We start from the raw sequence: 22,057 nt of genomic DNA, 5'->3' as shown, positions 1-22,057 counted from the left end.
ACGCGCCTTCTGCCTAAGCCTGACTGGCTTCACCAATCCGCCGATAGGTAAGGCGCTTGCCTTCGATCATTGCAAGCAACTGGTCGTGACGTTCGGTGTCAGTCACCTTAAGCGCTGTGCGGCGATTGTAACGGAAATCGAACTCGGCAAGGTAGCGGTGCAAGTGAGCTTCGCCGCAATGCTGGTAGACGCCAATCATGCCGCGCTTGAACACTGAAAACACGTTCTCAATCGTATTCGAATGGATCGCCACGCCGCCCTCGTAGCGGACGTATTCGCCAGCGGAATGAATGGTTGTCTTGTGTGAGGCGTATTCCTCGCCAGTGGTGGTGTAGAGCTTTGACTGGTCGGTGTAGAGCGTTGAGTTGCGGTCGGCATTGCGGACCAGGATATCGCGCACAACTGCCTTGGTGGCGTGCTGGACGTGAACCATGCGGGCTTTGCCGCCACGCTCGACAAGGCCGATAACCGTGCGCTTCGGCTTCATCTTGCGCTTCAAGCGCGGCTGGCCCTTGCGCTGAGGCGAAAGGTAATCGCGGTCGACGCGACCGATATAGGTTTCGTCGGCGGCACGGTCTTGGCTTCGCCGCCAAGCGGGCCAGCGGACTTCACGTCTTCCTCCATGGCTTCACGGATGCGGTGAGCCATGAACCAAGCGGTCTTGTAGGTGACGCCAAGCATACGGTGCAGCTGGTGGGCACTCATGCCTTTCTTGGACGAAGCCATGAGGAACGTTGCCAGAAGCCACTTGTTCAAGGCGATCTTGGAACGCTCGAACACGGTGCCGACAGTGACGGTGAACTGTTCGCGGCATTGCATGCAGTTGTACAGGCCGGGGCGGTGCGCCTTGCCTTCCATCTTGGTGATACGGTCTGGATTGGCATTGCCGCAATGCGGGCAATTAGGACCATGCGGCCAACGTCGCGCTTCCAAATGGATGCGGGCGGCGTCGGCGTCTTGGAATATGGGGTTGTCGACGCGCATTTGGCTAACTCCTTGGAATCGTTTATCCCAAGTGGCGCGTACTTTGTCAAGTATATAATTGGGAATAAATTCATACGGTGAAGAATGCCGAGGCGATGGGCTGATGAGGCCGAACTAGCCGCGCTTATCATGGTGCGCGCCAACGCGGGGAAGCGGGTCACGCTCTCCCCGGATACCGCACTATTCGTCGGATTGAAGCTGTTGACTGCCTCGGCGAAACCGACGGCCGCCGAGGTCGCACTTATGATCTGCGATAGCAAGTGTGAGCGCCCGTGTTACCCCTGCCAAGGCAAGGCCAACAGGATAGTCCGCGCCTACGGCACTGCGCCGGCTAACGCCGGTCTACACAGACAAGCATATGTTTACGCTACTGAAAAGTCGGCGAGACACCCGGAATTGCGTGACCTGTTACTTTGGTAGTGCTTTTTATTTAGTTGCGGGTTGTATTATGTCTTGTTTCCGAGATGAAAAGGGGTCTGCAATGAAAGCTTACGGCAAGATCCTACTTGTCGCCGCAACGGGTTTGTTACTACGGCGGCGTATTCTGATACGTGCGATACGGGGAAAGACTCTTGCAGCATAACATGCCCCAAGCGCTGCTATGCGTCTTGGATGCCACCGCAAAAACCTGCAGCAAGGGCTGTAGTGACACGCTGGTTGAGAAGAAGAGTCACACTCTTTATATGTCAATCAACGGATTGACGAAGCAAGAGCTAATCGCTCTTGAAAGGAAAAAAGCTCGCAGATTGAGATTGTTACGTTTCGGCGGTCAAGGTCTTGCCGGTTTCGAAAGCGATCATGTCTGCATTCCCTTGTTTGAGAATTCTAGATCAATATCAAGAGGTTGCGAGGCCACGGGGCGACGCAGTCCAACTGGCTTTCCGGGATCTCGCCGGACAGGATGCAGCCGTATCGGTCATAGGCGCCGATACCTGGGGCGAAGAACCATGCGGAACGCCCGGCGGCATCGGTGTGGGCGCCGTCCTCCTCGTCTCGAAAAGGGCGGAGCGGCCCGACACAGAGGCCGCCTCGGGTGCGATAGGTTCCGCCGGTCCTGACGTCGATTGGTTCGCCAAGATCTTGGTCTTGACCGGCTTTAGCGAGCCTGGCTGCAGCCAAGATCAACTTGCTGAATTCGGGCAATTCTATATTTTGGGTGACCGCCATGTCGAAGCGTCCTCTTCGGTTGTGGTTAGAGCCGGCGAGTGTTTACATCACTCGCCGGCTCACTCACACTTCGACAAATCCATTAGAAAATCAAGTACAAAACGCGCTTGCCACGTTTTATTAGGTGATGGCGGAAGATATCTTCCCATGTTGTTTACGATATGCAAACGATTACTGATTTTTACGTTTGCGATATACAAACAGAGGTCTAGAATCCCCGAATGCTATCAGTGCAGGCGCGTGCTCGCGACACTCTCTATGCGCGGCTCGTCGCCCGATAGATGAGTTGTGCCGGACAGCCAGAGCCTACCGGAGGCGTGCGGGTCCGCCGTGCGTATGATCTTATCTCGGGCAACGGGGGAAACCGCATCCGTCGCAGCCAAGCCGTTCTTGACGATGACGCCGATGTGAGAGGCATTCAAGGATTGAAGCCGCCGTGCGTGCTTGCTGACGCCCGCATTCAGGGCAGCTTTGAAGTCGTTGTTAACGCGGAGCACGGTTGCTCGGGCGAAATCGGCAGGCAAACGGCCGCGCCAATCCTGCAGGTCGGCTTCCGTCAAGCAATGCAATTCTTTGTCAGCAATAGCGGCGTCGGACAGAATGTGCTTTCGCATACGATTGCCGGCATCAAGGCGAGCGCCGCGAGCGCGCTCAACCTTCTCGCGTTCTAATATGTAAGCCTCGGTGACACTGCGGCCGGTTACAGGGTCGCCAGCGGCCTTTGAGACGGCCTCGATACGTTTGCCTCGACCAGTCTTCGTGCCGCGCCGACTGCTTGCTGGAAAGAAAGACACGTCACGCCGTCCGCGTCCATCGCATCGTCAGCAGTCGCAACCGTTTCTTGCCGGTACTTGCCGTCAAGCGCACCACCCAACGCCCACCTCGCGGCGCGACGCGGTAGCCCAGGTGCACGGTCGGGTCGATTGATCGCCAATGAGTTCCGGGCGCCAATTTCGCACGCGCGGCCTTAGTCGTGACCGGCGACTCTTCAAGCGTTCTTGGCATTACTTCCCCCGCGACTCGTCTAATATTCTTATAATATCGCCCCGCGTAGACCTGTGGAGGCCAATGGAGAGATGCCCGCTAACTTATTGAATTATGTGGAAACGTATGGAAAATAGCAATGCGCGAAGCGGCACAAACGCAGCACTTTCCTGGCCGAAATTCGGCAACGTATTCTGGCTGATCGGTTCGCACCCGTCGCGCGCCGAAATCGGCATGACGCGAAGCAACCGCGGAAAATATTCGAGCGAGTCGTTGCAGGGCAGGCTGGCTCAGCTGCGTGGCTCGTCGCGGTCGATCAGGATCCGCTCGGCGGCGCCATCGAGATCTTCATATTGGCCGCTCCTCAAGGCCCACAGAAACCCGGCCAGCCCAAGCGCTCCGAGGAACAGGGCCACAGGTATGAGGTAGGCGAGCGTCGTCATGAGGATTGTGCCAGTGCGCCAATGTCGGAGTGCCTGTCATGTCGGGCATCTTGCACCGATGCATTTGACACGAAACCTTGCAAGCGTAGCGCATTGCCGATGACCAGGAGGGACGAGGCGGACATCGCGACCGCCGCGATCAGTGGCGTAACGTGCCCCAGGATGGCGACCGGCACGGCGATGCCATTGTAAACGATCGCGAGGGCGATGTTCTGCCGGATCAGCCGTCCGGCCTTCCGCGAAATGTCTAAAGCAAGTGGGACCGCCAGAAGACTTTTACGCAGGAACACGAAATCCGCGGCGTTGCGACCGATATCCGCCGCCGTGGCCGGAGCTATCGAAACGTGTGCGGCGCCCAATGCAGGCGTGTCGTTGAGCCCATCGCCGACCATCAGCACCTTGTGGCCAGTTCGCGTCAATGCTTCGACGTGTTCGACCTTCCCGGAGGGAAGCAACGCGGGAACGAAGCGCTCGACGCCCAGTGCTTCCGCAACTTCGCCGCAGGGAGCTTCTGTGTCGCCCGACAGCATCTCCACCGACACGCCGGCGCCGTTCAGTTGCTCGATGGCCGCCTTGGCATCGGCACGCAGCTCATCCTCGAAATCGAAAGTCGCGACAATGACCCCGTCCTTCGTCAGAACGGTTCCGCCATAGCCTTGTTTGCCTTCGCCGCCGATCCGAGCTTTCCACTCACGCCATCCGCGGCGACCCAGCCGCCAGGTACTGCCCTCGGCGATGGCTTCGATGCCGAAGCCCGGATGCTCGCTGACGGACGCGAGTTTCGGCTGGCCGGCAAAGGCTGCATTGCCAGCGATTGCCTTCGAAAAGGGATGGCGGGAATGCGCTGCCATCTCGGCCGCCATGGCGAGCATCGTCGGATCGATGGACGGCGCATTGATCAGCCTGGGCAGTCCGAGCGTAAGCGTGCCGGTTTTGTCGAACAATGCCGTGTCGATCCCCGCCAGGCGCTCCATGGCGGAGCCGTCCCTGACCATGACGCCGCTTTCAAACAGCCGCCGCGCAGCGACCACCTGCACGATCGGCACGGCGAGACCGAGCGCACACGGGCATGTAATGATCAAAACGGCGATCGCGATTGTTATTGCCCGGTGCCAGTCGCCGGTCGCCGCCATCCAGCCGAGGAACGTCACAAAGGCGGTGAGGTGGACCACGGGGGCATAGAGCGCGGAGACGCGATCGGCGATCCTGCGATGGCGGGCGCGGCCGCCCTCTGCCGCTTCCATCAGCCGAACGATTTCGGCCAGGAATGAATCCTTCGCGGCGGCCGTCGCCTCGATGGTCAGCGGACCGGTGAGATTGAGTGTACCGGCCTGGACCTGCGCCCCCGGGCCCACCGTTCTGGGCGTGCTTTCCCCGGAAACCAGGGAACAGTCGAGATCCGATGCCCCGCCAATGATCCTGCCGTCGATGGGCACCCTCTCGCCAGCCGCAATCAAGAGCTCCATTCCTGGTTCGATCTCGCCAACCGGCAAGTAGTCGCGCGAACCATCCTCGCGCAGCACCATGGCGCCGCGCGCCGCCAGCCGAGCCAGTCCGTTTACGGCCGTCCGTGCCCGTTCCCGCATCACGTGATCCAGCGTGCGGCCGATCAGCAGAAAGAACAGCAGCGACACCGACGCGTCGAAATAAGCATGGTCGCCATGGTTGATCGTCTCGTAGAGGCTCATGGCGTAAGCGAGCGATACCCCGACCGCGATCGGCACGTCCATGTTCATGCGGCTGTGGCGCAGCGCATTCCAGGCCGAGCGAAAATAGATGCCGCCGGCGAAAGCGAGCGCAGGAATGGCAATCAAGGCCGAGACCCAATGGAACAGGTCGCGGGTCGCGCCTTGCGCGCCGGACCAGACGGAGACTGATAGCAGCATGATGTTGCCCGCCGCAAAGCCGGCGACCGCGACGGCGCGGATCAGTTCCGAGAGCGTCTTGTCCTTCCCGCTAGCCTCGGGATCGAACAGGTGCGCGCCATAGCCCAGCCGTCCAAGTGTGGCGACGAATGGCGGAACCTCCTCGCCGCGCCACCGGACCGAAACACGTTTCGTCGAAAGATTGACACGAGCGCCTTCGACGCGATCTAGCTTGCCGATCGCCGTCTCGATCGTCTGGATGCAGGCGGCACAATGCACAGCCGGCACCGAGAGGTCGGTCTGGCGAAGATTTTCGCCAATCGAGCGGCTCGCCAGTCTGATTTCCTGGCCAGAAGGCAGGACCAGTGTGACCTTTTCCAGGTCCAATGCCATTTCGGCGCCTGGCGCGCAGCAGCTCATTGCAGCGCCCCGTGGGAAATCATGATCCGGCGAACGTCGCGATAGGGTTCCGCAAGGCTCGCATCGGCGTCGATTTCGACGATCCAGAGGCCATCCTTGGGCGTGTGGTGCGCGGCGAATATCTGACCGGAGGCAGCCTCAAGAGTGACGGATTTGTCCTCGGCCTCGTAGGCGGGATGACGGAACAGCACCTTGACGCCATGCAAGGCAACCGGCTTGCCGACAGCATCGGTGAGGCTGTAGCGGACCTCACCGCCTGCGATGGTCAGTTTGCCAGTCCAGCCGAGGGCCGCCTGAGCTCGCCCTTGCTCGGCCTTTTTGTTGAATTGCTGGCTCGCCACATAGGTGTTTTCGACGACAAGGCCGGTCCAGCTCGTGTTGGCGAGCGTCGCCATCGCCAGATTGACCGCTATGACCACGCCGAAGAAGCCAAGGATGGTGAACAGCATATGCCTGCCGGTGAATTCGCGGGATTGTCGCGAGGTGTCGCTCATCTGGCGCTCTCCGGTGCGTTGAAAGTGGCCGTATATTCGTCCGATTCGAACGTTGCCTTGTTTTCGACCCGGAACTTGAAGCTTTGCGCTGCACCCCGAACCTGATCTGCCGGCTGACGCACGAAAACCTTGAGCATCTTCAGCCGGTCGGGTTCGACCGGGACGGCGAAGGAGCGATCCGCCGGCAGGTCGATGCCGACAACGCTTATTTCGGCTCCATGCAGGCCCTGCATCGTGACAATGATCGTTCTTGGTTCGGGGATCATGTTGAGCAGCTTGACGGTGTAGCCGTTGCGGATCGAACCGTCGGACAGCGTCACGAACTGCGGGTTGCGATCGTGCAGGACATTCAATTCGAGCCGTTCGCGGGTCAGCAGCGAATAGAGCAGCGCGAGACCGACCGCCGACCAGGCGCCCATGTAGATGAAGGTGCGCGGGCGAAAGATCTTGCGAATATGGAAACGGGCCACCTTGTCGGAGAACAGGCCGTCAGCGCTCCTGACCAGTGACGGGTTGACTGAACCGGAGCCGCCCGGGGTCGCCAGCATCACATTGGCGTTGTAGTCGGCCAGCGTCGCATAGGAAATCAGTCCGCGCTCCCTGCCGAGCTTGTCCATGATACCGTCACAGGTATCGATGCAGAGCGCGCAGGTGATGCATTCAAGCTGCTGGCCATCACGAATGTCGATCCCCATCGGGCACACCGCGACACAGGCATTGCAGTCGACGCAGTCGCCGACGGGCTGCCCGGCGGCAAGGACCCTCTTGGCGTGACGCGAGCGCGGTTCGCCGCGCCAGTCATTATAGGTGACGGTGAGGGAATTCTCGTCGAGCATGGCCGCCTGGATGCGCGGCCATGGGCACATGTAAGTGCAGACCTGCTCGCGCATCAGCCCGCCGAACGTATAGGTCGTCGCCGTCAGCACGGCGACGGTGATGTAGGCGACGGGGGCGGCGGTGCCGGTGAAGAGTTCCCCAAGCAGCATCGGCGCATCGGCGAAATAGAAAATCCAGGCGCCGCCGGTCAGCACCCCTATGACCAGCCAAATGGCGTGTTTCGATGTTCGCAGCACGAGTTTGCGCGCAGTCCAGGGACCGGCATCGAGCTTGATGCGCGCGTTGCGGTCGCCCTCGATGGCTCGCTCGACGACCAGAAACAGATCGACCCACACGGTCTGCGGGCACGTATAGCCGCACCAGGCCCGGCCGACGGTGGATGTGATCAGGAAAAGGCCGACACCGGCCATGACCAGCAGGCCGGCGACGTAGTAGAATTCCTGCGGCCATATCTCGATGAAGAAGAAGTAGAAGCGGCGGTTGGCAAGATCGACCAGCACGGCCTGGTCAGGGGCAAATGGCCCGCGATCCCACCGCAGCCAGGGGGTCAGGTAGTAGATCCCCAGCGTGATTGCCATCACCGACCACTTGAAGCGGCGGAAACTGCCAGAAGCCCGGTTCGGGAAGATCTTCTTGCGTCCGGCATAGAGCGGCTGACGGGTCTTGGCGGAGTTGACCGCATCGGCTTCGAGCCGTTCTATTTGCGTGTTATCGAGCACGAGAAGCTCCAGTCACCAGCGACGATTTCGCCGGAAGCCCGACCCATCGGTTTCTGGATGATGCCGAGGCCCGGCTCGCGCCGGGCCTCGTCGCTTGGCGGTTGGGGGGAGGACGAGAATAGGCTTGCGTTCCTATTCTCCGCCGCCAAGCGAATGGACATAGACCGCGAGTTCCTTGACCTTGATCTCGCCGAGACGCCCGATCCAGGCCGGCATGACGCCATGCCTCGGGGCGCGGACCTGCGCGGCGATGGCTGTTTCGCCAGACCCGTAAAGCCAGATCGCGTCGGTCAGGTCGGGTGCGCCGAGCTCCCTGTTGCCCTTTGCATTCTCACCATGACAGGCCGCACAATTCTCGGCGAAAACATTGGCGCCGAGTTCGATCAGGCTTGTGTCCTGAACAGGATCGGAGAGGCTTGCGACATAGGCGCCGACCTGCTTGATCTGATCCGTCGTGATGATGTCGCCAAAAGCAGGCATTTCCGACAGGCGCGTATCCGGGTCAGATGCGAAGCGGATGCCGTGCGCAATCGTCTGCTGGATCTGTTCGGCGTTGCCACCCCACAGCCAATCGTCGTCGTTTAGGTTGGGAAAACCCTTGGACCCTTGAGCGCCCGAGCCATGGCACTGCACGCAATTGACCTTGAACGCGGCGCCACCTGCGGCGACCGCGAATTCGCGTAGTGTATCGTCGGCAGTAATCTCGGAGACGGTCTTCGCCTGAATGGCAGCGACATATTTGCCCTTGGCCACTTCGGCCGCCGCCAGTTCAATCTTGACGTCTTTGCGGCTCGAATACCCCAGCACACCCCTGGTCGCGGAGGTCAGCATCGGCCATGCCGGATAGACGACGGTGTAGCCGATCGCCCAGGCAATGGTGATGTAGAAGGTGATGACCCACCAGCGCGGAAGCGGGTTGTTGAGTTCCTTGATGCCGTCCCACTCATGGCCGGTCGTCGAGATGCCCGAAACCTCGTCGATATGCTCGCTGCCCATGATCAGTCGTCCTTGAGAGGAATGTGAGCGGCTCTCTCGGCTTGCCTGCGGCTGCCGGGACGAAATGCAAAGGCAACGCATCCGAGGAAGAAAAGTGCCATGGCAAGCAGGCCCCAGCTGTCGGCAAACTCCCGCATGAAATTGTAGGTCATCGCCATTCTCCTCAGCGGTAACCGGCGGCTTCGTCATAGGTCCTGAAATCGACCAGCGTGCCGAGCATCTGGAGATAGGCGACCAGCGCATCCATTTCGGTGAACTGCTGCGGATCGCCGTCGAAGTCCCCAAGCTTGGCCTTCGGATAGCGTCTCTCCAGGCCCGATGTATCGGCATTCGCATCGGCCTGCGCCATGAGATCGGCATTGGCATGAGCGATCATGTCGTCGGAATAGGGCACACCGACACGGCTGTTGGCGATCAGATGCGTCGAGAAATCCTTCACCTCGATTGGCATGTCCTTCAGGAACGCGTAGCTCGGCATGATCGATTCCGGCACCACCGAACGCGGCTCGGTGAGATGCTGGACGTGCCATCCGTTCGAGTAGCGGTCGCCGACCCGGGCGAGATCCGGCCCGGTGCGCTTCGAGCCCCACTGGAACGGGTGGTCGTACATCGACTCGGCCGCCAGGCTATAGTGGCCGTAGCGCTCGACCTCGTCGCGGAACGGCCTTATCATCTGGCTGTGGCAGAGGTAACAGCCCTCACGCACATAGATGTTGCGCCCGGCGAGCTCGAGCGGCGAATAGGGCCGCATGCCTTCGACCTTCTCGATGGTGTTGTCGAGATAGAAGAGCGGCGCGATCTCGACGATACCGCCGATGGTTACGACCAGCAGGGACCCGAGGAGAAGAAGTGTGGCGTTCTTCTCGATGACCGCGTGTCTGTCCATCAGGCCCATTTTCTGGCTCCTGATCGCACAGGCTGGAGGGCGGGGATGGAGCGCGGCATCGGATCCTCCTCGCGCTGGTAGCCGAGGATGGTCATGGCGACGTTCCAGGCCATGATGAGGGCGCCCGACAGATACATCGCGCCGCCGATGGCACGCATGATGTAGTAGGGATGCATGGCGGCGACGGTTTCGGCGAAGGAGTAGACCAGGAAGCCCTGCTCGTTGTATTCGCGCCACATCAGGCCCTGCATGACGCCGGAGACCCACATCACCGCGGCGTAAACGACGATCCCAAGCGTCGCCAGCCAGAAGTGCCAGTTGACGAGCCGCAGCGAATAAAGCCGGTCGCGGTTCCATAACTTCGGGACCATGAAATAAATCGCGCCGAACGAGATCATGCCAACCCATCCGAGCGCGCCCGAATGGACGTGACCGATGGTCCAGTCGGTGTAGTGCGAGAGCGAGTTGACGGCCTTGATTGACATCATCGGGCCTTCGAAGGTGGACATCCCGTAGAAGGCGATGGCCATCACCATCATACGGATGATCGGGTCGGTGCGCAGCTTGTCCCAGGCGCCCGAGAGCGTCATCAGGCCGTTTATCATGCCGCCCCATGACGGCATCCACAGCATGATCGAGAACACCATGCCGAGCGTCTGGGCCCAGTCCGGCAGGGCGGTGTAGTGGAGGTGGTGCGGACCGGCCCAGATGTAGAGAAAGATCAAAGCCCAGAAGTGGATGATCGACAGCCGGTAGGAATAGACCGGTCGGTTGGCTTGCTTGGGCACGAAATAATACATCATCCCGAGGAAGCCGGCGGTGAGGAAGAAGCCGACGGCATTGTGGCCGTACCACCATTGCGTCAGGGCGTCCTGTACGCCGGAGAAGGCTGAATAGCTCTTGGAGCCCAGGAAGGAGACCGGCATCGACAGGTTGTTGATCACATGCAGCATCGCAATGGTCACGATGAAGGCAAGGTAGAACCAGTTGGCGACATAGATGTGCGGTTCCTTGCGCTTTAGGATCGTGCCGAGGAACAGGATGAGATAGGCGACCCAGACAATGGTCAGCCACAGGTCCACATACCATTCGGGCTCGGCGTATTCGCGGCTCTCGGTGATACCGAGCAGGTAGCCGGTTGCCGCCATGACGATGAACAGCTGATAGCCCCAGAACACGAACCAGGCGAGATCGCCGCCGAACAGCCTGGCACGACAGGTCCGCTGCACGACATAAAGTGACGTGCAGATGAGTGCATTGCCGCCGAAGGCAAAAACCACGCCGGAAGTATGCAAAGGCCGCAGTCGGCCGAAATTGAACCAGGGCTGGATGTTGAGATCGGGGTAGGCGAGCTGCAGGGCGATGACCACGCCGACCAGCATGCCGACGACGCCCCAGAATACGGTGGCGACGGCACCGAAGCGGATCGGCCCATCCATGTAAGCGGCGGGGTCGATCGGAACTGCCGGCTTGAACTCCGTGTTGCGCAACAGAATCGCAGTGAAGCCAGCCACGGCGAAGAACAAAACCCACATATGCCGGCGAAAAGGTTCATCTACGCCGAAGCCGGCAGCCACCAGGGCCGCAAACGCAAACAGGCTTAGAAGGACGATCTCTGTGCCGAATTTCATCGCAAGCCCCGATTTCCAATTCCGGCGGGCGCCAACCGCAGTGCCTTATTGCGCAGCCGTGGCCTGCTCGCCCTGATCCATGTCAGAGCCGCACGATTTTGCTTCGAGCAGCATCGAGTTCGGTGCGATCAGACTGTGGCGATCGAATGTGGAAGCGCAGCACCGGCCGCCACGCTTATGGACAGGCCCCGCGTCCCCGGTCGGGCCGGGTATGGAGGCGATCGCGGGCGTGTGGGGAAGCGCGCCTTCTGTGACGCTGGAAAGTGGGCAGATGCCTTGCCGAACGTCGATCGTTTCAATGCCTTGGGACAGCCAGCGCCAGCGTTGCGCTGCCTTCGTGACATTCATGGTTCGGGGAGACGGCGATTTTCCCCTGCGTATGAGGCGTAATGACTTCGGCCGAGTGCGATCCTGCCTGGAACAGCCGGTTGCACGTCGAGCACGTCGAGGATGGATGCTTCTCCGACGAGTTGGCCGAAACGCACCTGGCTCATGCGATCGGATGGAGAGCGGGCTGTCGCTATGCGACTTCTTCTAAGCCCAACGCGAGCATGCCCTGCCCCGAACGAAGTAAGTGACGTAGGCCATGCAGCTTCGGTGTCATTCAAACGGCGGTTGCGCCTCGGCCGCCGCAGCGCCGTTCCAGCCGGCTCATGCTGTCCACGGTGACACGGCGGTTGTTCTCGATCCGAATCACGCCGTCCATTCTCAGGCTGGTCAGCTGACGGCTCACGGTCTCGTTTGTAATTCCAAGGAAATCAGAGATGTCGGCACGCGTCATCGGCAGCTCGAAGCACGCCGAGCTGGCCGCCGGGTCAACACTGGAATCGATGTTCCGGGCGATCATGAGGAGAAAGCTCGCCACCTTCTCCGGTGCGGTCTTGCGCCCCAGAGTCACCATCCATTCGCGTGCCTCGTCGAGTTCGTTCAGCGCCTGCTTGAACAGGCGATGCACAAATTCCGGTGATTCCTTCATCATCCGTTCGATGGCCGCTCTCGGAAACGAGCATAGCGAGACAGCTGTTGCCGCTTCCGCATTGATCGCGCTTTTCATCTTGAAGGGCCGTCCCAGAAAATCCGGCGCGAACTGGAGACCGACGATCTGCTGGCGGCCGTCCGAAAGGCTCTTCGTGAGCTTCACCACGCCTGAAAGCACGTTTGAATAACAGTCGACCGCCTCGGCGTCGCCGATCAGTTCGACCCCCGGCTCGATATTGTGCCGCGACGACGTCTTGGCGAGCTGAGCCAAATGGTCTGGTTCGAGCGCACCACAGACACCGCGGTGCCGTGCCTCGCAAGACAGGCAAAGAACGGGAATGCCGGAACTGTGAATGTCCTGCCGTAATGTCATTCGATCGCTCTACCGGTCCAGTGCGGGCAGGATAGCAATCGACGGTAGAAAAATCCTTGCGGCAGTTTGTCCGTGCTGAAGGTTGATCGAAATCAGGGCTTAGGCTCATCCAAGCATCCACAGTTCCGGCGACGCAAACACGGTGGACCACGACATGCGACTGAAGCTAGCTGCCAGACTTGGCGAGAACGTCCCGCGCTATACCAGTTATCCGACAGCGCCGCATTTTCATACAGGCATTGATGCTGCAATTTGTCGTGGCTGGCTGCAGGCGCTCAACGATGGCGATGAGATCTCGCTCTATCTGCACATCCCGTATTGCGACAAGCTTTGCTGGTTCTGCGCTTGCCACACCAAGCAGACACGCCACTACGAATCAGTGACCACATATCTTCGCTCACTGCATGCCGAGATCGCCACCGTCGCCGGTCTTGTCGCAGGCAAGGGCCGCGTGCGTGCCGTCCATTTCGGCGGCGGTTCGCCGACGATGCTCAAACCGGAGGATCTGGTGGCGCTGGGAACCGTCCTGCGCAACAGCTTCACGTTTCTGCCCGGTGCAAAGATCAGCGTTGAGATCGACCCCAACGATATGGACGATGCCCGCCTCGATGCACTTGCCGAAATCGGCATGACCCGTGCGAGCCTCGGCGTCCAGGATTTCGACCCGAAAGTGCAGAAAGCGATCAACCGCGAGCAGAGCTTTTTGCAGACCAAGACGGTTGTTGATGGCGTTCGTTCGCGCGGCGTCGAATCCGTCAATCTCGATCTGCTCTACGGCCTGCCGCATCAGACCAGGGAGAGCGTCGCCTCCACGGTTGCACAGGCACTGACCCTGGAACCGGATCGGATCGCGCTTTTTGGCTACGCCCATGTGCCGTGGTTCAAGAAACATCAGACGATGATCGACGAGGCGTGGCTGCCAGGGCCAGAGGAGCGATTTGCTCAATCGCAATTGGCAGCGCGGGCGATCATCGACCAGGGATACGAAGCAATCGGGCTCGATCATTTCGCCAAGCCGGGCGATGGGCTGGCGCTTGCGGCCCGCGCCGGGACTTTGCACCGGAACTTCCAAGGCTACACCGAGGACCGCTACGAGACCTTGATCGGCCTCGGCCCATCGTCCATCAGCCAGTTTCGCCAGGGCTATGCACAGAATATGCCTTCGACCGCCGAGTATGGACGCATGGTTGCTGATGGCGGGCTGGCCGCTGTTCGGGGTATCGCGCTTTCCGACGACGACCGTGTTCGCGGCTGGATCATCGAGCGGCTGATGTGTGACTTCGCCTTCTCGGCGATTGAGCTGGTGGAGCGCTTTGGCGAAGCCGGCCAAAGACTTCTCGTCCGAGCGAGTTCCACGGCCCTCCAAGATCCTGCGCGGTTGCTTGAACTTGATGGTGACCGCTTCGTCGTGCCTGCGGAAAGCCGGCCCTTTGTCAGGAGCATCGCGGCAAAATTCGACAAATATTTCGAAAGTGGAACGGCCAGGCACTCAGCGGCAGTCTGAGCACCGCAGAGGAACGGTCATGGTTCTCAGTCGATCGTGAACCGATTGCGCTACATTTTTCACTGTTGATCGGCGACCGTCGTGTCGAGACAGGATTCGGAGCGGACCAGACGCGTCTTGGCATAGCGACGATATCGTCCGGTCGTGCCTTCCGGCGCCGTATTCCATTTCGCAGTCCCTGAAGCGCCACGTCGAGTCCGGCCTCTTTTCTGTATCGGAAGCAGTCGACAATCGTCCTGGCCAGATCATGGTTGTCGGCCGACAGCTCCCTTCGGCCTTGCAACAAGAATCCGCAAGGACCGTGCCAGCTGCAGCAGGCACCGCCGAATCGCACCACCATACTATCCACCCGTGGCTCGCACTAACCTTTGATTGGTTCGCGCCAGGCCGACGCCCGTCGAAACCGAGCCTCGGCAACAATCCGAGTCGTAAGCGGCTGGCCACGCTCTTGGTGCCGGTGGCAGAAGTCCGCAAGCATCCCGGCAGCGCCGTAAAGCTTGGGACAACCCGTCCACCCGAATATCCGCCGGCACAGTTTCAGTGAAAAGCGGGCCTAGGCTAGACGGCTCTCTTGTTACCCCAGAGCATAACGTGCAGCTGCGGCAGCACACGGGCTTCGAACCACCTGTCGCGGGTCACGCTATCAACCAGCCACTCCATGCGCTTCAATATTCCGTCAAGGTCGACAGGCGCGTCTTCATTTGCGGGGCGTGGCGGCGTGTGATTGCCGGGTTGCAGATAGATCGGAAGTCGCGGAAATCTCGCAGCGGCGTCTTTCGCGTAGGCGTAGTCCCTTTCATCGAAAACAATGAGCTTGAGCACGACTTGCGGCCTGCCTTGTGCCGCCTGGAGGCACGCCTCGAAAGCGGCCCAATCGGTCGTCATTTGGCTTGACGGCGGCTTTGGGCTGAGGACTAGCACGTCAAGGTCGGCAAACCAGTCTCTGGCCACCGAACCTTGGGTTTCCAGCGCAAAACGGTAACCTTCACCATGGCCTCGCTCGATGAGCGCGCCGAGCGGCTGGATGGCCGGATTGCCGCCTGACAGCGACACCATCAGCGGGCGGCCACCGGAAAACGCAAGCACGTTTTGCCACACCGCGCCAATGGACATCATCTCCCATTCATGGCGGAATTGATTGTCCACCGCATGCAGGCTGTCGCACCAGGAACAGCGATAGTCACACCCGCCGGTTCTGACGAAGACCGTCGGCAAACCGATGAGCACGCCCTCGCCCTGGATCGTCGGCCCGAAAATCTCACTCACGCGGATTGCGGGATGCGTATCGGTCATGGCCGGTATTCCGCCCAGGTTTTCGGTGTTTCGCTCACCCGCACGGCCGAGGTTTCGCGCAGGCGTGCCTTGCACCATTCATAAAAATGTCTGGCCAGATATTCCGCCGTGACTTGCTCATGTCCCAGCACGTCGTTGAGATGTCGATGGTCGAAGCTCTCGTCGATGTAGCGTTTGAATGGCGCCAAATCGTGATAGTCGCGCACGAAGCCGTTGTCGTTCAGTCCATTCGCTGAAAGCTCCACTTCAACGATGTAGTTATGCCCGTGCAGGCGCGCGCATTGGTGATCGGGTGGCAACGAGGTGAGCTGATGCGAGGCTGAGAAGTGGAATTCCTTGGTGATGCGGAACATTACGCGGTCCTCCTTCGCAGCGCATCGAGCCAGAAGTCGGAGTCCTCGTAGTCGGTGGGGTCCGGCTGCCCAGAGAGATGAAACGCCTCGCGCCGCTCGACGCAGGTCCCGCACCTCCCGCAGTGACGCTCGGCGCCCTTGTAGCAGGACCAGGTCTGCGCAAATGGCGTGCCGTATGCTGCTCCATTCCTAACAATGTCCGCCTTCGTGAGATTCACATAGGGTGCATAAATGCGAATCTTCGCGTAGCCGTCGAGCGCGTGGTCCTGCATCATCTGGAAAGCGTCGATGAAGGCCGGACGGCAGTCGGGATAAATGAAATGATCCCCACCATGCACGGCCGTCGCCACCGCGTCAGCGCCGTGCGCTGCGGCGAAGCCGAAGGCAATGGCTAACATGATGGCGTTCCGGTTCGGCACCACCGTGACCTTCATCGTGTCTTCGGCGTAGTGCCCGTCGGGCACGTCCACATTATCGGTCAGCGCGGAGCCGGAAAGGCCGCCGCCGATCTCGTGGATGTCGATGATGCGGTGCGGGACGCTCAGTCGCTCCGCGCAAAGGGCGGCGAAGCCCAATTCCTTTCTATGCCGTTGGCCGTAATCGAAAGATAGGAGGCCGGCGAGTTCGTGCTCCGCTGCCACCTTGTGAGCAAGGGTAACGGAGTCCAATCCGCCGGAGCAGACGACGAGAGTCTTCATTTTTGGGTCCTTGTTTTAACCGGGTAGGCTGCGACCGGAGATTTCTCTGCGCTCCCAGTACTTCAGGAAATCCATTTTGTGAAGTGAACGGGGGACGAGTTTCATGCGCTGACGTGCCGCTGTGTGCAAGGCGCCCTCGCGGTGAGCCTGCAAGGAACACTGACTAGCGAAACGTCACGCTTCAGCGGAATGCTCAAAGGCGAGCGCACCAGAATAAGCTCTGCAGGAGGTCCGGACCTTCGTAAACAAAGTTCTCGACGATCAAGCGCCCGGCGGTCCCGAGCTTCGAGGGACGCCACCGCGAGGGCTTCAGGTACAAGACGGCCCGAGGATGGGCTTGCCGCAAGAGAACGGACTTACCAGTGGATGTTCAGCGACGCCGATGCAGATGTCTGGAATGATCACGACATCAATTGTCGCGGCAACTTTGGCTGGCCTGCTCCTCGGGCTCCGTAGATCCAGCGCATTCCGCTTCAGGATCGGTTCGAACCGGAGCACGCCCTCGGTCAATAGACGACCGGCAAACCCTGAATGATCGGTCGTGAGCCGACATCTGTGAACAAGCGGTGTGGTCGATTGCTATCACCCATGTGTTGCGCGCAGGTATCTTATGGCAGTGGATGAACTGGATTTGATGATTTTACAGCTGGCGGTCGAAAGCGTTCGCTCGCTCTCCTTAAGCTTCGCAGAAAAGGCCGCCGAGGTAGCCACCAGGAGCCGCGGCATCCTGCTTTTCGACGTGCGGGTCGACGGTGACGCGGAGGTCCAGCGGGTCGCAGCCATCCGATATCAGGGCGACCAGATCGGCGTGCTGGCGTTGGACAGACAGGGCCTTGTTACCCACCATTGCATCGTCAACGGTACGTTCTCACATTTCACTGCGCCCTTGGAGAACTGGCACAGCATGCCCCTGTCGATGCAGGCCAAGATCAATGCCAACGGCCATGCCAGTCTCTTCCTAGGGGCCTTGCGAAATGCCGGACATTTGCTGGGCAGCTAGCATTTGGCCAGAATGCATCTGTGAATTTTTGCATGCGCATCGCTGCCGACACCGCCTGGCATGATTGTCGTGCTCGAAAACGGCTGCGGCGATCGCGGCAAAGCGATCGCCGCGATGATGGCGATCAACGCGTGGGCGTTGCATAGATGCGCGATCGTTTAGACGGAGGTCTCCGCCTGCCATCGAGCAACATGCACGGAGGTACGCAAAGCGCAAATGCGTCAAGTAGTTGAAGGGACGAGCCCCTCGCGCAAATGGAGCTTGCGCTGCCGTCGTCGTCCCATCGTGCCGCCGAACTCGGGGGCGTGACGATCGACCACGATGGCCTGTTTTTTTGCAAAGCCGAATGTCCCAACCGAAGCCAAGGAAAAAACTCCGACCCCAGCGAAGAATAGTAACAACACGGGCGACGCAAGCCGCCTTGCCCTCTAGCAGGGGAGGTGCTTGCGGTGCTCTCACCGACACAAGATCGCAAATGGCATGTGGGTGAGCACCAGAACTGGCGACACGCATGGTGATCGGCTTGACTCGCTGGAGGAAGCACAAGGCCTCAGTGGGCGGAGGCGCCAGCGACGGTCGAATACTGGCTGGCTGCTCGGGATCTGATCGTTGAAATGACGTAGGATTTGGTTGCTTAAGCCGATCCGAACCATTTCCCGGAGACCACACCCACCATGAACGATCTTGCGCTGCCGCTGAGCGGTTTGTCATCAGTCGGCGGCAAGTCCGTCGTCGCCCGTTTCGACGGCGGCATGCTGTCTTCCAACAGCGGCGTTCTGGCCTTGGCCGAGGTGGAAAAGCGGTTGCGGGTGGCCGAGCGTCTGGCGCGTTGGATCGACGATCCGCGCTGCCCGGACCAGGTCGTCCACAGCCTGGCGGACATGATCGGCTTTCGCATGAAGATGATCGCCGCCGGCTACGAGGACGGCAACGACGCCAACCGGCTGCGCTGCGATCCGGTCTTCAAGATGGCCCAGGATGCGCTGCCGTCGGGTCGGGATCTGGCGTCGCAATCGACGCTGTGCCGGCTGGAGAACCTACCCGGCGTGCGGGAGCTGGTCGCGATGGGACGGGCGATGGTCGATCTCTATTGCGCCTCGTTCCGGCAGGTGCCGAAGCGGATCGTACTCGACATTGACGACACCTTCGACGCTGTGCACGGAGGCCCACAGCTTCGCCTGTTCAATGCCCACCATGACGAGTACGGCTTCCAGCCGATCGTCGTGTTCGATGGTCCGGGACGGTTCGTCAGCGCGATCCTGCGACCGGCCAAGCGGCCGAGTGGGGCTGAGATCCGCCCCCACCTGCGCCGTCTGGTGCGGGCGATCCGGATCAACTGGCCGAACATTCGAATCCTGCTCCGCGGCGATAACCATTATTGCAACCCGCAGGTCATCGACTGGTGCCGCGCCAACGACGTCGACTTCATCTTTGGCCTCGCGCCCACCACGACCCTGCGCAAGCATGTCGCGGATCTGGAGGCCAGCACGACGGCGCGCCTCGAAGCGTCGGCCAAGACAGGCAAGGTCCGCAGGTTCAAGGAGTTCGTTGACGGCGCCCGCGGCGCGGCCGGGCCGGCAGCACTCAGGCGACTATAACGGGCGCAGAGCCGACCCTGCGGCTTCCAGACATTGTCGTGTACAGCTTCAGACCCTCAAGCCGAGCCCGCAGGGCCTCGCTTACCTTTTACGGGGCGGCGGTACGTCCAAGCCGCTTCAACAGTTAAGAATTTCGCAAAGACGATACCCCCGGATCGTCGAGCTTCCGCTGCCACTTCCCGCATTCGCCGAGGCGGTCAATGACCCGCCCTTCACAACGTTATCCGGCAAGCATCTGGATGCGAGAGATAATGTTGCCGGAGGCATCTCTCATGGCTTCTACACCTGCCTGAACGCCAGAACCGCGTTCGTGCCGCCAAAGGCGAAGGAGTTGCTCAGTGCCACGCGCACCTTGCGCTCGCGTGCCACATTGGGCGTGACGTCGAGATCGCAATCGGGGTCCAGCTCACGATAATTGGCAGTCGGCGGCACGACGCTCTCGCGGATAGCCATCACGCAGGCGATCAACTCGAGCGCGCCGGACGCGCCGAGGCAATGCGCGTGCATGGACTTGGTAGAAGAAATGGACATTGAGAAGGCGTGCTGACCGAAGACGCGCTTGATCGCCGCCGTCTCGATCTGGTCGTTGGCCTTGGTGCCGGTGCCGTGCGCGTTGAGATAGTCGACATCCTCGGCGTCCAGCCTGGCATCGGCAAGGCAGGCCCGCATTGCTGCCTCCGGCCCCTCGACAGTCGGCGCGACGATGTCGGACGCATCGGCGGAAAGGCCGGCACCGGCAATTTCGGCAAGGATGGTGGCGCCCCGAGCCTGGGCATGCTCGTAGCTTTCCAGCACCGCCATGCCGGCGCCTTCACCAAGCGACAGGCCCTGGCGATCGGCCGAGAATGGCCGGCAAGTATCGGGCGAAAGCACGCGGATCGCTTCCCATGCCTTCAGCACACCCCATATGAGCGGCGCTTCGCTGCCGCCGGCAAGCATCACGTCGGCCCGGCCGAGCCTGATCTGGTCCACCGCGCAGGCAATCGCATGGTTTGCCGAGGAACAGGCGGACGTGACGCCGAAGACCGGCCCGCGCAGGCCGAGACTCATGCTGACCTGGCCGGCAGCGGCACCCGGCATCGCCTTGGGTACAGTCAAGAGAGCGGCACGCTTACCGCCCAGAAGGATGGCGCGGTAGGTTTGCTCGATCGCATCCCACCCGCAGCCGCCAACGCCCACCGTCGCACCGAAGCGATAGCTATTTCCCTCTTTGGAGGAAAGTCCGGCCTGACGCATGGCTTCGCGCGCCGCAAGCACAGCGAGCAGGCTGAAGCGGTCCATGGAGATGAGTTGCTTGCCGTCGATGTCATGCTCCGGCAGCGCCTTGATCTCGGCACCGATCCTGACCCTCAATTCATGGAGCTCGGAGTTGACGATTGGGCCGATGGCGGAGCGGCCTTCTCGCATCTCTCTCCAAATGGCGGCGGCGTTGGTCCCAAGCCCGCAAATCCCGCCAATCCCAGTAATCACGACGCGCCTGTCCATTCACACCACCTTGGCGAGCAAGCTGCGCACGGCTTCCACCATGTCCCCAACATTCTGGAGATCCGACCATGCCTCGGCCGTATTCATCTCGATCTCGATGCCGTAAGCCTGCTCCAGGTCCCAGAGAACGTCCGCCAATCCCAGTGAATCGATACCGAGCGAAGTCAGTCCCGTGGCAGCCGTTATCTCGCCGCCTGTGGCAGGCGCTATGCCGCCCTCCGACGCGGCGCGCTTCTTGATCATGGCGATTATTTCGTTGGCGAGTTGATCTGCCATCTTGTTCCTTTCCAGCTTGCGTTTTCGGCGTCGTTCAAAACCCGAGTCGCGTCGCGTTGCCAAAATTGCCCCTCATAGAGCCTGTGCGACCGACCAAGCCCAATGCCCATAGGAACCGGACGAGTTCCGGCTTCTGCGGCGTCAGCCCGATGACGAAGAAAGTCGCCGGCCTCCCGCTTTTGCGCCAGCACATCAAGAATCTGCGTGTAAATGGATAGGAACCGTCGTCAAACGTCAGCTAAACGCTGCGACGGTGGGTGCTGTCAGCGTATTCACTCGGCACCTCATATGTAATCGAGATGTTTCATAGCTCCGGACCATGCGATCAACTATTGTACCGGTCCGCCATTCGTCGGAGAGTTCGACATGATCGGAGCGCTGCCTCTCATTCCCAGTACAATCTCCACCGCACGCGACAGATTTCCTCTTTCGGGCTCTTCTCAAGGGACTCGCCACGCGATAGAGGCAGTGATCGGCGCACGTGAGGTCCTGCCAAGTCCATGCGACATTCCGGAAAATTGGTAAAATCGTTTGTTTCAATCAAATGCATCCACGCTATGGATAGCTAAGACATGCGTTTCAAAGGGCTCGATCTGAATCTTCTCGTCGTTCTCGACGCGCTGCTGAGCGAGCGCGGCCTCACGGCGGCGGCACGCCGCATCAACCTAACCAAATTCATGGGGGTTGGTGGATGTGGCGCAAGCCGTTGAAATGACGTAGGATTTGGTTGCTTAAGCCGATCCGAACCATTTCCCGGAGACCACACCCACCATGAACGATCTTGCGCTGCCGCTGAGCGGTTTGTCATCAGTCGGCGGCAAGTCCGTCGTCGCCCGTTTCGACGGCGGCATGCTGTCGTCCAACAGCGGCGTTCTGGCCTTGGCCGAGGTGGAAAAGCGGTTGCGGGTGGCCGAGCGTCTGGCGCGTTGCATCGACGATCCGCGCTGCCCGGACCAGGTCGTCCACAGCCTGGCGGACATGATCGGCTTTCGCATGAAGATGATCGCCGCCGGCTACGAGGACGGCAACGACGCCAACCGGCTGCGCTGCGATCCGGTCTTCAAGATGGCCCA

Annotated in this window: 21 protein-coding genes and 3 pseudogenes; 5 read left to right on the top strand and 19 right to left on the bottom strand. The window is 60.5% G+C overall.

The features are described 5' to 3' along the window. Positions 1 to 13: 13 nt before the first annotated feature. From NKH93_RS30570 to NKH93_RS30510, 13 genes and pseudogenes are all read right to left on the bottom strand, one after another. Positions 14 to 984, bottom strand: a pseudogene (locus NKH93_RS30570) (IS1595 family transposase). Positions 985 to 1,809: 825 nt separating this feature from the next. After that, positions 1,810 to 2,151 (bottom strand): hypothetical protein, encoded by a 342-nt coding sequence (locus tag NKH93_RS30565; protein WP_352700252.1) that lies wholly within the window; start codon positions 2,149 to 2,151, stop codon positions 1,810 to 1,812. A gap of 227 nt (positions 2,152 to 2,378) precedes the next feature. After that, positions 2,379 to 2,945, bottom strand: coding sequence for a hypothetical protein (locus NKH93_RS30560; protein WP_352700253.1), 567 nt, complete (start codon positions 2,943 to 2,945; stop codon positions 2,379 to 2,381). A 480-nt stretch (positions 2,946 to 3,425) separates the two neighbouring features. Beyond that, positions 3,426 to 3,578, bottom strand: coding sequence for a cbb3-type cytochrome oxidase assembly protein CcoS (gene ccoS / locus NKH93_RS30555; protein WP_023679633.1), 153 nt, complete (start codon positions 3,576 to 3,578; stop codon positions 3,426 to 3,428). After that, positions 3,575 to 5,863 carry a cation-translocating P-type ATPase gene (locus NKH93_RS30550; RefSeq protein ID WP_352700254.1) on the bottom strand — a complete coding sequence of 763 codons (2,289 nt, stop codon included), beginning with the start codon at positions 5,861 to 5,863 and terminating at the stop codon, positions 3,575 to 3,577. The genes ccoS and NKH93_RS30550 overlap by 4 nt, the downstream gene beginning before the upstream one ends. Continuing rightward, positions 5,860 to 6,357: a FixH family protein gene (locus tag NKH93_RS30545; RefSeq protein ID WP_352700255.1), complete on the bottom strand. Its 498-nt coding sequence runs from the start codon at positions 6,355 to 6,357 to the stop codon at positions 5,860 to 5,862. Before NKH93_RS30545 ends, NKH93_RS30550 begins: the two co-directional genes overlap by 4 nt. Continuing rightward, on the bottom strand, positions 6,354 to 7,913 hold the full coding sequence (ccoG, locus tag NKH93_RS30540) for a cytochrome c oxidase accessory protein CcoG (protein ID WP_352700256.1): 1,560 nt from the start codon (positions 7,911 to 7,913) through the stop codon (positions 6,354 to 6,356). The genes NKH93_RS30545 and ccoG overlap by 4 nt, the downstream gene beginning before the upstream one ends. A 132-nt stretch (positions 7,914 to 8,045) precedes the next feature. After that, on the bottom strand, positions 8,046 to 8,909 hold the full coding sequence (gene ccoP, locus NKH93_RS30535; RefSeq protein WP_352668544.1) for a cytochrome-c oxidase, cbb3-type subunit III: 864 nt from the start codon (positions 8,907 to 8,909) through the stop codon (positions 8,046 to 8,048). 2 nt (positions 8,910 to 8,911) lie between these two features. Then, a complete protein-coding gene (locus NKH93_RS30530; RefSeq protein WP_352457387.1) occupies positions 8,912 to 9,061 on the bottom strand; it encodes a cbb3-type cytochrome c oxidase subunit 3 in 150 nt (49 codons plus the stop codon). An 11-nt stretch (positions 9,062 to 9,072) separates the two neighbouring features. Next, positions 9,073 to 9,804, bottom strand: coding sequence for a cytochrome-c oxidase, cbb3-type subunit II (ccoO, locus tag NKH93_RS30525; protein WP_352700258.1), 732 nt, complete (start codon positions 9,802 to 9,804; stop codon positions 9,073 to 9,075). Next, a complete protein-coding gene (gene ccoN, locus NKH93_RS30520; RefSeq protein WP_352474113.1) occupies positions 9,795 to 11,426 on the bottom strand; it encodes a cytochrome-c oxidase, cbb3-type subunit I in 1,632 nt (543 codons plus the stop codon). Before ccoN ends, ccoO begins: the two co-directional genes overlap by 10 nt. A gap of 45 nt (positions 11,427 to 11,471) precedes the next feature. Continuing rightward, positions 11,472 to 11,774, bottom strand: coding sequence for a hypothetical protein (locus tag NKH93_RS30515; RefSeq protein ID WP_352700259.1), 303 nt, complete (start codon positions 11,772 to 11,774; stop codon positions 11,472 to 11,474). A 256-nt stretch (positions 11,775 to 12,030) separates the two neighbouring features. Continuing rightward, complete coding sequence (locus NKH93_RS30510) at positions 12,031 to 12,777, bottom strand: Crp/Fnr family transcriptional regulator (RefSeq protein ID WP_352700260.1); 747 nt, start codon at positions 12,775 to 12,777, stop codon at positions 12,031 to 12,033. A gap of 154 nt (positions 12,778 to 12,931) precedes the next feature. Here NKH93_RS30510 and hemN point away from each other — a divergent pair, with 154 nt between their 5' ends. Continuing rightward, positions 12,932 to 14,281: an oxygen-independent coproporphyrinogen III oxidase gene (gene hemN / locus NKH93_RS30505; protein WP_352700261.1), complete on the top strand. Its 1,350-nt coding sequence runs from the start codon at positions 12,932 to 12,934 to the stop codon at positions 14,279 to 14,281. 558 nt (positions 14,282 to 14,839) lie between these two features. Here the strand turns inward: hemN and queE are convergent. The 3 genes from queE to queC are packed head-to-tail and all read right to left on the bottom strand — an operon-like array spanning position 14,840 to position 16,625. After that, positions 14,840 to 15,574, bottom strand: coding sequence for a 7-carboxy-7-deazaguanine synthase QueE (gene queE / locus NKH93_RS30500; RefSeq protein WP_352974868.1), 735 nt, complete (start codon positions 15,572 to 15,574; stop codon positions 14,840 to 14,842). Next, positions 15,571 to 15,927: a 6-carboxytetrahydropterin synthase QueD gene (queD, locus tag NKH93_RS30495; protein ID WP_023722053.1), complete on the bottom strand. Its 357-nt coding sequence runs from the start codon at positions 15,925 to 15,927 to the stop codon at positions 15,571 to 15,573. Before queD ends, queE begins: the two co-directional genes overlap by 4 nt. Then, positions 15,927 to 16,625, bottom strand: a complete 699-nt coding sequence (gene queC / locus NKH93_RS30490; RefSeq protein WP_352474109.1) for a 7-cyano-7-deazaguanine synthase QueC — start codon at positions 16,623 to 16,625, stop codon at positions 15,927 to 15,929. Before queC ends, queD begins: the two co-directional genes overlap by 1 nt. A 610-nt stretch (positions 16,626 to 17,235) precedes the next feature. Between queC and NKH93_RS30485 the strand changes: the two genes are divergently transcribed. Both NKH93_RS30485 and NKH93_RS30480 read left to right on the top strand, forming a co-directional pair. Continuing rightward, positions 17,236 to 17,625, top strand: coding sequence for a hypothetical protein (locus NKH93_RS30485; RefSeq protein ID WP_352595649.1), 390 nt, complete (start codon positions 17,236 to 17,238; stop codon positions 17,623 to 17,625). Between the two features lie 674 nt (positions 17,626 to 18,299). Continuing rightward, a pseudogene (locus NKH93_RS30480) lies at positions 18,300 to 19,184 on the top strand (IS1380 family transposase); the annotation flags it as partial. Positions 19,185 to 19,502: 318 nt separating this feature from the next. Here the strand turns inward: NKH93_RS30480 and NKH93_RS30475 are convergent. The 3 genes from NKH93_RS30475 to NKH93_RS30465 are packed head-to-tail and all read right to left on the bottom strand — an operon-like array spanning position 19,503 to position 21,222. Further along, positions 19,503 to 20,708 carry a beta-ketoacyl-[acyl-carrier-protein] synthase family protein gene (locus tag NKH93_RS30475; RefSeq protein WP_352638588.1) on the bottom strand — a complete coding sequence of 402 codons (1,206 nt, stop codon included), beginning with the start codon at positions 20,706 to 20,708 and terminating at the stop codon, positions 19,503 to 19,505. Further along, positions 20,709 to 20,984 (bottom strand): acyl carrier protein, encoded by a 276-nt coding sequence (locus NKH93_RS30470; protein ID WP_352876165.1) that lies wholly within the window; start codon positions 20,982 to 20,984, stop codon positions 20,709 to 20,711. A gap of 34 nt (positions 20,985 to 21,018) precedes the next feature. Then, positions 21,019 to 21,222: a polysaccharide deacetylase family protein gene (locus NKH93_RS30465; protein WP_352876221.1), complete on the bottom strand. Its 204-nt coding sequence runs from the start codon at positions 21,220 to 21,222 to the stop codon at positions 21,019 to 21,021. A gap of 334 nt (positions 21,223 to 21,556) precedes the next feature. Here NKH93_RS30465 and NKH93_RS30460 point away from each other — a divergent pair. Next, positions 21,557 to 21,658, top strand: a pseudogene (locus NKH93_RS30460) (LysR family transcriptional regulator); the annotation flags it as partial. Positions 21,659 to 21,755: 97 nt separating this feature from the next. Continuing rightward, positions 21,756 to 22,057 (top strand): transposase (locus NKH93_RS30455; protein WP_352974864.1); only part of this gene is annotated, 302 nt, incomplete at its 3' end.

The sequence above is a fragment of the Mesorhizobium sp. M0954 genome (genome assembly GCF_040319155.1).
Taxonomy (GTDB): domain Bacteria; phylum Pseudomonadota; class Alphaproteobacteria; order Rhizobiales; family Rhizobiaceae; genus Mesorhizobium.
This window is presented reverse-complemented; position numbering and strand designations above follow the sequence as displayed.